Raw genomic sequence first — 12,366 nt, 5'->3', positions numbered from 1 at the left:
TTTTAATTAAAATCCAAATTTTAAACTAACTCCGTAATCTCTTGTAGAAGGTAGGTTAAAAGATTCTACACCTTGTAAATTCCCTGTTCCTGAACCTTGTTCTGGATCAAAGTATTTAGCTTTGTTTACAATAAAGAATAGGTTTCTTGCAACAAAAGAAATATTTACATTAGAAAAAGGTGTCTTTTTTAAGATGGTTTTTGGCATAGAATATCCTAAAACAACTTCTCTTAATCTAATATTGGTTGCATCATAAACAAAGTCTTCTGCAACTGGAGTTCTTTGTCCAATAGCTGTCCAATATTGTTCAGATGTTACCGTTTGTGTATTTTGTGTATAAGTTCCGTTTCCGTTGTCTATAACTCCATCTACTACAAATCCATTTTCTCTTCCCGCTAAAGTGATAGCGTTAACACCTAACCCTGCTTGTCTTGCTTGTGTATAAGAAATTACTTCACCACCAATTCTCATGTCAATTAAAAAACTTAAGTTAAAGTCTTTGTATCTAAAGTTGTTTTTTAAACCACCTGTCCAATCTGGGTTAAAGTTACCAGCCAAAGTTTCAAAATCATCTTGAGCAATAGGTAAACCTGTGTTGGCATCAATTAATACATCACCATTTTCATTTCTTTTAAATCCTTTGATGTATAAATCTCCGTATTCACCACCTTTTACTACTTTACTTCTTAGTAATCTACCAGAACCAAGAACCAATTCTTCTCTATCTCCTAAAATTGATTTGATTTCTGATTTGTAAGAAGCATAGTTTGCTGTAATGTCCCAAGAAAAATCTTTGGTTTCAATAGGAGTTGCTGTAATCACGACTTCAAGACCTTTGTTTTGAATGTTACCACCATTTACAACAGCTCTACTTTTAGAAGATGATTCTGGAGTGTTGATGTAAAAAATTTGATTTTTTGTGTCAGAATTAAAGTATGTAACATCTAATCCTAAACGGTTGTGGAAAAATCTAATATCCGCACCAAATTCTGAAGAACTAGAAATTTCAGGTTTTAAATCAGGATTTGCTGCAGTAGATTGTCCATATAACATACCTCCATTACCACCAATATATGATAAGTTAGGGCTTGTTTGGTAAGGATTGGTATCGTTACCTACTTGAGCATAAGAAGCTCTTAATTTTGCATAAGTAATAGGTTCTGGTAACTCTATCATATCAGAAATTACACCCGATAAACCAATAGAAGGGTAAAAGAAAGATCTGTTACTAGCTGGTAAAGCAGAAGACCAGTCATTTCTTGCTGTTGCATCTAAAAACAAGTAGTTTTTATATCCAATTTGAGTAAATCCGTAAATAGAGTTTACTTGCTTTTCTGATAATGATGAAACTGGTGTTTGGCTTTGAATGTTAGCTAAAAAGAAACCATTTCTGTTTCCTAATACTCCTCCTGATGTTAATGAAGAACTAGATTGTTTTAGCATGTTAGCACCCGCATTTACATTTACAGAAAAGTCTCCAAATTCTTTGTTATAAGTAACCAATACATCTGAGTTTAATTCACTAACAGTTTGATAGTATTCACTATAAGCACCTTGATCGTTGTTAAATCTATTAGTTGCATATCTTTTACTAATTGTAGTGTTTGTCATTTGGTCTAAACCAGTTCTAAAATGAAAGCTTAATGCATCAGTAAATTGATATTTTAAAGAAGCGAACCCAATAAATCTGGTTCTGTCATCATCACGATCATTGTCACGTAAAGCAGACCAATATGGGTTACCTCCAGCTTGACCAACTTCATCCATAAAATAGTTAGTTTGTCTTTGACCTTGAGCATCAATATATTCGTAATTACTATAATCATTATAAGATATACTTCTAGGTAATAAGTATAAAGAAGTACCTATAGACTCTTCACCTGTTCTTAGTAAATTGTCAATATTTTGAGTGATGTAATTTGCTTTAGAATCTAAAGTAAATTTGTCATTAAACTTACTTGTAATTCTTAAGTTAACGTTGTTTCTATTCATCTTGTTACCTCCAACAATACCTTCGGCAAGTGTATTGGTATAAGAAAAATATGCTTGTGTTTTTTCTGTTCCAGAAGTTACCGATACGGTATTGGCTAAATTATATCCTGTTTGGTAAAAGTCTGTTACGTTATCTGGTTGAGCACTGTAGCTTGTAGTAGCTGCTCCAGTATAGTCTGGATTACGAACCAATTGCCATGCAGATACTTGACTACCGTCTAATTTACCTCCCCAGCTACTTTGAGATGTAGGGTTGTAAACACCATTAGAACCTTGTCCGTATTCGTTTTGAAAATCTGATAAGTCTATAGCTGATGAAGCCATAAAGTTAGAAGAAACAGATACTTTAGTTCCTGTTGCTCCTGCACCAGATTTGGTAGTAATAATAATAACTCCGTTACTTGCTCTAGTACCATATAAAGCTGCTGCTGATGGTCCTTTTAAGACTGTCATAGAAGCAATATCTTCTGGATTTAAGTTAGAAATACCATCAGGTTGTGTAGTACCTCCAGTATCAATATCAGGGTTACTATCTGTTGTACCATTACTGATAGGTACACCATCTACTACATATAATGGTTGGTTGTTTCCGTTAAGAGATCTGTTCCCTCTTAAAGTAATTCTGGAAGAACTACCTACACCATTAGAAGTAGTTGAAAAGTTAAGACCTGCAACTTTACCAGATAAAGAGTTGGCAACGTTTAAAGACCTTGCTTCAGAAACTTCATCAATATCTACATTTTGTGCAGAATATGTAATCGCTTTCTTTTCTCTTTTAATACCTAAGGCAGTAACTACAACTTCATCTAATTGCTCTGTACTAGGTTTTAATTTTACATTCATAATGTTTGATCCGGTGTACGGAATCTCTTGCGTTGTGTATCCAATGTATTTGAATACCAAAATAGCTGACTCATTAGGGATAGTAATACTATAATTACCATCGAAATCTGAGGCAGTTCCATTTCCTGTCCTTTTAACGACAATACTTACGGCTGGTAGGGGCATGTCTAAGTCGCCATCCGTAATTGTTCCTGTTACTGTAGTTTGTGCATTCGCATTTTGAAAGCTAGTTACGCAAAAAACAAGTAGCACTAATCTAAGTACTTTCTGAATCATAATTTAGTCTTTTAGTTAATAAATATGTTTTTATGTGTTAATTGTATGTTAAATCTATAAATGATTGTTGACTGTTTTACTATAATTTCGACCAATGACAGTTATTAAATGGTGTTGGTTTGTTTTTAACCTTTTTTGTGATGCATATTTAATTGAAAAGTAGTTTTTGAAGAGTTTTTAAATTTAAAACTACTTGATATTAAAGGGCTAAGAGGTGTGTTTTGTTTTTTATGAGAACTGATTTATGAGGTAAAAAAAGATGTTTATTCGCATGTTTTTGATGTTGGGTGTTAGGGGATATTAGAGTTGTTTTTTATGTGAAAAAAATAATAAGGAATATAAAGTAGCATTTGTATGGGGTAAAATGCAAAAATACGTAATCTACGTGTTGTTCTACGTATTCATATGTATAGAAAGAATGTATTAAAAAAAAATCCAGCGTTTATTTAACGCTGGATTTTAAAAAATATAAATGTGATTTTATTTATTTCACAACTGTGAATTTTGATTTTAGTAAATCTATAGAATTTCCTCCAACCATAACTTCAAAATCTCCTGGCTCAACTACACGAACCATTTCTCTATTCCAAATGGACAATTCTTCTGGAGTTAAGGTAAATGTTACCGTTTTGGTAGTTCCCTTTTTAATAAAAACTCTTTTAAATCCTTTTAATGTTTTTTTAGGAGTAGTTACAGAACTGTAAATATCGTTTATGTACAATTGTACCACTTCATCACCATTGTAATCACCTGTATTTTTAACATCTATACTTACGGTAATCGTTCCATCAGTTTTAATTTTATCAGCACTTAATGTAAGGTTTGAATATTCAAAAGTTGTATAACTTAACCCGTATCCAAAAGTATATAGTGGATTTTCACTTTCACTTACATATCTGTGAATTGCAGAAGGTTTTTGGTTGTAATAAATAGGCAACTGTCCAACAGATTTAGGAAAAGTAATTGGATTTTTACCTCCAGGATTGTAATCACCAAACAATACATCAGCTACTGCTTTTCCTCCAGCTTCTCCAGGGAACCATCCCTCTAAAATAGCAGGAATATTTTCGTTAATCCAGTTTACAGCTAACGGACGTCCGTTTAACAATACACAAACTACAGGCGTTCCTGTTTGTTGAATGGCTTCTATTAATTCTTGTTGCATTCCGTGTAGGTCTAAGGTAGCAACATCTCTGTTTTCTTCAACCAATTCTCTAGATTCTCCTAATACAACTACAGCAACATCGGCTTTTTTAGCAATGTTAATAGCTGGTTGTAAATCAATTTTTTTAAGATTCCATCTTAAGTGAGCTCGGGCTCCCCAACCTCCTTCCCACATTTCTATGCGGACTTTGTATTTTTTACCTGCTTCAATTTTTTTAGGAGTAGTTACAATGCTTGTTGCACCTTTTGTCCAGTTGTCAATGACCAATTGGTCATCAATCCACATTCTAATCCCATCATCAGAACTCAATCCAATCCATCCGTCAAAAGAGGTGTCTGATTTGATGTAACCTGTCCAACGAATAGAAAAATCATCATCATTTACACCTTCACCTGGATTCCATGGCCAATCAAATTGTAACTCTTTGTCAACGCGGGTTATGGCAGGAGCACCTTCTACATTTCTGTTGTTAAAGTATTCTCCTTTTAATCCGTTTTTAGATTCGTCTGGAGTAAATAAATATTTTGAAGGCACAATTTGTCCTTTTACAATTAACGGCACTCCTTCTTCGTACAACACATTTGTGTTAGCACCTGCTACTTGTTTAATTCCTTCAAGAACTGTAGTAGCAACTTTATTTTTGGTAGTATAACCTCCCAATCTAGAAGCATTGGCATTAGGTCCTATTACCGCCACGGTTTTAATGTCTTTGCTTAAAGGAAGGACATTGTTTTTGTTTTTTAATAAAGTGATAGATTTACGTCCAGCTTCCAATGCTATTTGTTGATTTTCTTCTGAGTGAAATCTTTCTTTGATTAATTTTTTTGAAGTGTAAGGGTTTTCAAACAATCCTAATAAAAACTTTAAACGTAACACTCCACCAGCAGCACGATCTACAGCTTCCATAGAAAGTTCACCTTTGTTTACCAAGTCGATAATGGTTTCTTGCCAAAATTCATTGGTAAAATCGTAAAACTGCATATCCACTCCCGCTTCAACAGCTTGTCTAATACTTTCTCTAGGAGAATCTGCAGTGTAGTGAGTTGTTTGAATGTATTTAATGGCTCCTAAATCGGAAACTACAATTCCTTTAAATCCCCATTCGTTTCTTAAAACATCAGTTAACAACCAGTGATTTGCTGCACAAGGAACTCCATCAAGTTCAGAATACGCACACATGGTTCCTAAAGCACCACCTTTGGTAAATACTTTTTCAAAAGATGGTAAAAAGTCTTGACGAGCAGTACGTTCTCCCACCAAAACTGGTGATGAGTTACCACCCGCTTCTGGTTGACTGTGAACGGCAAAGTGTTTAGGTTCCGAAATAATGGCATTGTCTGCAGCTAAAGTATCTCCTTGAATTCCACTTACCATAGCCAAACCTAACTCTCCAGCCAAATAAGTATCTTCTCCAAAAGTTTCAGCTACACGTCCCCAACGAGGTTCACGACCAATTCCTAACACAGGTCCTAGTCCAAAATGAACTCCGTGAGCTCTGGCTTCAGCACCAATAACACCTCCAACTTTTTCTAATAATTCAGTATCCCAAGTAGCTCCCAAACCAATGTTCATTGGAAAGGCAGTACTTCCTTCGGCCATGTATCCGTGAAGCATTTCACACATAATAAGTGCAGGAATTCCCCATCTATTATTTTTGATTACATTTTTTTGTAAATCATTAATCATTTTTGCAGATTCTGGATAAATATCGTGAATGGCACCTACACCTAAATCTCCAATTTTATTTTTGGTTTTTGTTTTAGAGAAATTTTCATCTTCTTTAAAATATTCTCCTTTGTACATATCCATTTGACGTACTTTTTCCTCTAAGCTCATTCTGCCTAATAAGTCTGTCAAACGCTCTTCAACCGGTAGCGCTACATTTTGATACGGATATTTTTTTTGAGCAAATCCTTGGTTTAAAAATCCAAGAAAAACTACCAAAGCAATCGTTATCTTCTTCATTTTGTTTGTTGTTTTAATTTTGAATCACGTTTAAAGTGTGTCCATTTACTAACTCATCGTGTGTAATAAAGTAACCTTTGAATTCTTTTTTATTTAACTCAATTTTTTTAATGTTACCGTTATTGTTGATTTCTTTTGTGATGACAATATTTTTATTTTGATAATATTCTGAATTTAATTCAATGGTTATTTTATCAAATAAAGGAGTTGTTATTGCATATTTAGGTTCTCCTGGATTTACAGGGTAAATACCCATCATGCTGTATATTACCCAAGCAGACATGGTTCCTGTATCATCATTACCAGGAATTCCACCAGGGGTGTTTTTAAAGTGCTTTTGTACCAATTTTTGCACTAGTTTTTGACTTCTCCATTCTTCTCCTTTGATGTAATTAAATAAATAAGGATAAGCAATCCCGGGTTCATTAGCCATATCAAATTGTTTGGTATCAAAAAGTTTTTGTAGCTGTTGGGTAAATTCTTTTTTACCTCCCATTAACTTTATTAATCCATGAATATCATGAGGTATCATAAACGCATATTGCCATGCGTTCCCTTCAATAAAACCAATGTTTTCTTCAAAATTTGCTCCAGCATAAGGATCAAAAAGTTCGTAGAATGTACCATCAGCATTTCTAGGACGTAATAATTTTAGATTTTTATCATATAATTTTCGGTAAGATACAGCTCGTTTTTTAAAACGTTTGTAATTAGATTTATCACCTAGTTCTTTGGCTAATAAAGCAATAGAATAATCTGCAGCGTTGTATTCTTGTGTAGTAGATACCGATCCTTTTTCATCGGTAGTTACATATCCTTTATCGATGTAAGTTTCTAGTCCGTTACGCAAAGGATTTCCCTGAATACTATCTGCTCCTTTTAACATAGCTTTGTAAGCTTTTTTGATGTCAAAATCTTTAATTCCTTTTAAATAAGTATCTGTAATTACAATTCCAGCAGGATCTCCAACCATGGTAAAGGTTTCGGTACTGTTTAGCTCCCATCTTGGTAACCATCCGTTTTCATCAGACATATCAATCATACTTTTTACCATGTTAGATTGTTGCTTAGGATAGACTAAAGACATTAACTGATGTAGATTTCTGTATGTATCCCACAGCGAGAAAACCGTGTAACGAGTACCATCGGTTTTTCCTATCTTCCCTGTTTTAATTTCAGGATATTCTCCATTAAAATCATTTAAAGTATTTGGGTGGATTAAGGTATGGTATAATGCTGTGTAAAAAATAGTTTTATCATCTTCGGTACCACCTTCAACTTTAATTCTAGAAAGCAATTGGTTCCACTCTTGTTTTGTTTCAGAATAAAGTGCATCAAAAGATTTGTTGCTGGTTTCTTTTTCTAAGTTTTCTCTAGCATTTTCAATACTCACATAAGAAACTCCAATTTTAACTTCTACAGTTTCAGGTTGTTTAAAATCGTAAGAAAAATACGTTCCTATACTATCGCCAACAATGGTTTTAGTGTAGTTTTTTAACAAACGTTTTTTACCATTGTAACCCATCCATTGCGCTTCTACACCTTGGTAAGGAGCAGGTTTTTTCCAAGCTCCAAAATGATCTGCAGGTTTTGAGAATTTGGCAACAAAATATACAGGATAAGCATCTTCTGGATTGTAATAACAAAACGTACCTACATTTCTAACTCCTTCAATTTCGGTAGGCGATACTATTTTTACCATAGCTCCCTGTTCATTGGTCAATCCAAGCCCTAAGTTTAACAAAACATTGGCTTTTCCTTTAGGAAAACTAAATTTACTAACCCCCACACGTTTGGTTGCTGTAAATTCAGTTTTTACATTATACTTGTCTAGAGTGTTACTGTAATATCCAGCTTTTGCTACTTCGTTTTTATAGGTAGATCCGTATTTTAAGTGATTTGTTTCTAAAGTACCTGTAGTAGGCATTAACAATAAAACACCTAATTCAGGACAACCTACACCGCTTAAGTTTACTTGAGAAAAACCTGTTAAAAATGTATTTTCATTCACATAAGGAGTAGACAACCATTGGCTGTCTTTTTCTAAAGGTAAGTTTTGTGGTCCTGCAACATTAAAAGGGCTAATGCTAGCCATTCCTCTTGGAGCAATAGGACCAGGGTAGGTAGCCCCGTAATTTGAAGTTCCTATTTTAGGGTTTACATAATCTACCGGATTTTTTTGCCCGTAAAAACTAGCGTAACACAAAAATGTTAACGCTAGGGATAAAGTTTTTACAGTACTAAATGTGTTGTGAATGAAATTCATAAACTATCGAATGATTTTTTCAATTTTTAATGTCCAAGCTTCTTTACAAGGCAAGCTATTTCTTAGTTTTTCAGGAATGATAACTTTAAATCCTTGGTCTAATTTTTCCCATTTTAATTTGGTTCTAGAACCTAACATGGTAATTTTAGTTCCTTTTTTAGGATTGATTGATTTTACAACAATTTCAGATGGAATGGTATTCTCACCTTCTTTGGCCATGTAAAACAAGAACACATTTTCTTTTTTGTTTTGTGTCATACAAATGTTGTTCTCTTTAAAAGGAGCAATAGGTTTTGTATTGTAAATAGCATTTCCATTTACATCTAACCAAGCACCGTAATCTGCTAACAAATCATAAGCACCTTGTTGCCAAGTTCCATCAGGTCCTGGAGCAACATTTAATAATAAGTTTCCTCCTTTGGCTACCACATCAATTAACATGTGAATTCCTTCTCTACCTGATAAGTATTTTGCATCAGGAGTGTAAGACCATCCTCCACCAGAAGTAATACAAGATTCCCAAGGGTAAGGCAAAGTTTTTTCTGGAACTCTGTTTTCTGGAGTTAAGTAGTTTTGATTTTTACCATGTACGGCTCTGTCAACCACAATTAAACCTGGTTGTTTTTGACGAGCTTTTACTACCAATTCATCCATTTTAATGTCTTGGTCAACAATACGGTGTTTGATAAATCCGTTTTCAGATTTGTTTTCAAGAAATTTAGCAGTATATCCTTGTTTAATTTCTTCTTTAGGTGTTTTGGCAACCCATCCACCATCTAACCATAAAATATCTATGCTACCGTAATCTGTTAACAATTCTAAAATTTGGTTGTGAGTAAAATCAACATACTTTTGCCATTTTTCAGGGTAAGCAGCAGGATTGTAATTTACATTTCTATCAAAAGGAGGGAAGTAAGGATCCCAGTAGTTTTCGTTGTGCCAGTCTGGTTTAGAGAAATATGCTCCAATCCACATGTCTTCATTTCTAAAAGCACTAAATACTTCTTTAGCAATATTTGCTTTAGGGTTGGTGCTAAAAGGAACATCAGAATTTGTTACTTTATAATCAGAATATTGGGTGTCAAACATGTTAAAACCATCATGATGCTTGGTGGTAAAAACCATGTACTTCATTCCAGCATCTTTGGCTGCTTTTGCCCATTTGGTAGGGTCGAATTTAGTAGGGTTAAAAGATTTTCTTAAATCTTCATAATCCTTTACGTATTGGTTATAGTTATCAGGATTACTACCTTTTTTGCGTTCACACCATCCGTAATCTTCAGGACAAATAGACCATGATTCTACAATACCCCATTGACTATATGTTCCCCAGTGCATTAACAATCCAAATTTTTTGTCTTGCCATTCATCTAATTTTTCCAATACTAATGGGTCAGTTTCTGGTACATATCTTTCATCTTCATAAATGGCTTGCGAAAATAACTGAGCCGATAGAAGCATGGCTAGCATTGCTATTCTTTTCTTCATGTTTACTGTTTTTAATTTCTACTATACTAATTAACTATTTCTTTACTTTTTAATTTACCAATATTTCATCTACAAACAACCAAGTATTTCCTCCTTCGGGAGTTTCTTTAAGGTTTTTGGCAATGATTTTTACATATTTTGCTTTTGTTGACTTGAATTCAATATTAAAATTTAACAATTCAACATTAGGGTTTGCTTTGTATGTACGTGCTATTTCTCCAACTTGTTTATAGTCTTTTCCATTGTTAGAAACTAAAACTTTTACAGCTGTAGGATAGTAAATTCCAGAGCCTTGACTTTCTAAAGTTCCTACAGTTATTTGTGTAATTTCTTTTTCATTACCTAAATCAATCACAGCTTCCATATCATCAACCAACCAAGCCTGCCATTGTCCATCGTGAAAGTTTTTACTACCTCTAATAATGTTTACCAAGCTCAAAGGTCCATCACCCCTATAATTACTGTTAAAAGGCTTTTTAAAGGTGATATTACTTCCTACCGCTTTGTGGAATTTAATTGTATCTACAAATACTTTACCAACAGGTTGATTGTCTTTAAACAAAGAAGCTTTTAACACAGTTGTGTCATCAATCTGAATAGAATCATTATATTTTATAGCATTATTATAGATGTCTTGATCACCTAACACATAACGAATGTCTGGATTAGGAAATTCGTTTTGTAAAGTTAAATACACTTTTTTAGTGTTGATATCTACACTGCTTTTTGCTGTAATTAAATAAGCGCTTTTAGAGTAGTTGATGTTTAAATAATCAAAACGTTTAAACAAAAATGGAATTCTTGCAGAAAAATCAGACCAATCTCTGGCTTCTTTTGGACTCCATAAAGTTTCTGCCAAAGCAGATAATCTTGGAAATAACATATATTCTGATAACTCATTGCTAGTAATAAACTCAGCCCATAAGTTTGCTTGACCACCTAATACATGTTCTGCTTGCTCAGGAGTCATTCCTTCTACCACAGGATCAAATTCATAAACTTTATTTAATGGCGTGTAAGCATTAAAGGCTTTAGGTTCTTCGTTTTGTGGTCCTTGATAAAAATTTAAATAACAATGAGATTCTGGAGTCATAATAACATCATGTCCTTGTTTAGTAGCCTCAATACCTCCTTTGGTTCCTCTCCAACTCATTACCGTTGCATCGGGAGCTAAACCACCTTCTAAAATTTCATCCCATCCAATAATTTTACGCCCCTTAGCATTTACAAATTTCTCCATACGAGTAATCATATAGCTTTGTAATTCATCAACGTTTTTTAAACCTTCTTGTTGAATTCTTTTTTTACAATGTGGACAAGTTTTCCAATTGGTTTTTGTGGCTTCATCTCCACCAATATGAATGTATTTTGATGGAAAAATATCCATTACTTCTGTTAATACATCTTCTAAAAACTCAAAAGTAATTTCTTTTCCCGGACAATAAATATCTGTAATTGGCCAAACTCCGCCAGAAGGAACACCAATAGGTACTCCTTTACAAGAAAGTTCAGGATAAGCAGCAATGGCTGAACTTACATGTGCAGGCATTTCTATTTCAGGAATTACTTGTATGTTTTTTGTAGCAGCGTAAGCCACAATTTCTTTTAATTCCTCTTGAGTTAAAAATCCACCATAAGTTCCTTTTTCATTTGGATCGTTAATTTCTCTAGAGTTCCATGCTTTGTCTTCTTGATCTACTCTCCATCCACCAACTTCGGTTAATTTAGGATATTTTTTTATTTCAATTCTCCAACCTTGATCGTCTTGTAAATGCAAGTGCAATACATTCATTTTATGCATAGACAAACGGTCGATGGTTTTTAAAATATACTCTTTGTTAAAAAAATGACGAGCAATGTCTAACATCAAACCTCTGTGAGAAAACCTTGGTTCGTCTTTTATTGTTAAGGTAGGAATTACCCATTTTGTAGTGCTTTCTAGTTTAGTAGATTCTATTTCTTCTGGTAATAACTGTCTTAAAGTTTCCATACCATATAAAAAACCAGCATGGCTACTAGCTATAATTTCAACATAGTCTTCAGTAACATTTAGCTCATATGCTTCTTTTTTTAAGTCAGGATTGGTCTTAAAAGTAATGTAGTTTTCTGTTGGTATTCTACTATTGGTAATAAGTGTTATACCTGCCGATTTTTGAAATTTTTGAATTAAAATATAGGCTATTTCTTTTTGTTCTGCATTTGTAACATGAAATTGCGTGTTTTTTGAAAACTTAAAATTTCCTTTCTCTAGTTTTAGGGATACAGGTTTTGGAGTGATGTGAATATCACTTTCTGTAAAAGTTTTAGGCTTTGTACAAGCACTAAAAATAACTAACAAAGTTAGCACTAGTATTTGTTTGTACTTACTCAT

At 33.6% G+C, this 12,366-nt stretch carries 5 protein-coding genes; all 5 read right to left on the bottom strand.

The features are described from left to right. Window positions 1-6: 6 nt before the first annotated feature. On the bottom strand, window positions 7-3,111 hold the full coding sequence (locus tag ACXGQT_RS04200) for a SusC/RagA family TonB-linked outer membrane protein (RefSeq protein ID WP_457830155.1): 3,105 nt from the start codon (window positions 3,109-3,111) through the stop codon (window positions 7-9). A 484-nt stretch (window positions 3,112-3,595) separates the two neighbouring features. Next, window positions 3,596-6,241: a glycoside hydrolase family 3 N-terminal domain-containing protein gene (locus ACXGQT_RS04195; protein WP_457830154.1), complete on the bottom strand. Its 2,646-nt coding sequence runs from the start codon at window positions 6,239-6,241 to the stop codon at window positions 3,596-3,598. 13 nt (window positions 6,242-6,254) lie between these two features. Continuing rightward, the gene (locus tag ACXGQT_RS04190; RefSeq protein ID WP_457830153.1) at window positions 6,255-8,507 is read right to left on the bottom strand and encodes a GH92 family glycosyl hydrolase; all 2,253 of its coding nucleotides are present in this window, start codon (window positions 8,505-8,507) and stop codon (window positions 6,255-6,257) included. A 3-nt stretch (window positions 8,508-8,510) separates the two neighbouring features. Next, window positions 8,511-9,995: an alpha-L-fucosidase gene (locus tag ACXGQT_RS04185; RefSeq protein ID WP_457830152.1), complete on the bottom strand. Its 1,485-nt coding sequence runs from the start codon at window positions 9,993-9,995 to the stop codon at window positions 8,511-8,513. 49 nt (window positions 9,996-10,044) lie between these two features. Further along, window positions 10,045-12,366: a glycoside hydrolase family 20 protein gene (locus ACXGQT_RS04180; protein WP_457830151.1), complete on the bottom strand. Its 2,322-nt coding sequence runs from the start codon at window positions 12,364-12,366 to the stop codon at window positions 10,045-10,047.

The sequence above is a fragment of the Wenyingzhuangia sp. IMCC45467 genome, assembly GCF_054111205.1.
This window is presented reverse-complemented; position numbering and strand designations above follow the sequence as displayed.

Bases quoted from the DNA above. Each gene is read 5' to 3' on its own strand.
- ACXGQT_RS04200 (WP_457830155.1), bottom strand. From the start codon at position 3,111: ATGATTCAGAAAGTACTTAGATTAGTGCTACTTGTTTTTTGCGTAACT.
- ACXGQT_RS04195 (WP_457830154.1), bottom strand. From the start codon at position 6,241: ATGAAGAAGATAACGATTGCTTTGGTAGTTTTTCTTGGATTTTTAAAC.
- ACXGQT_RS04190 (WP_457830153.1), bottom strand. From the start codon at position 8,507: ATGAATTTCATTCACAACACATTTAGTACTGTAAAAACTTTATCCCTA.
- ACXGQT_RS04185 (WP_457830152.1), bottom strand. From the start codon at position 9,995: ATGAAGAAAAGAATAGCAATGCTAGCCATGCTTCTATCGGCTCAGTTA.
- ACXGQT_RS04180 (WP_457830151.1), bottom strand. From the start codon at position 12,366: ATGAGTAAGTACAAACAAATACTAGTGCTAACTTTGTTAGTTATTTTT.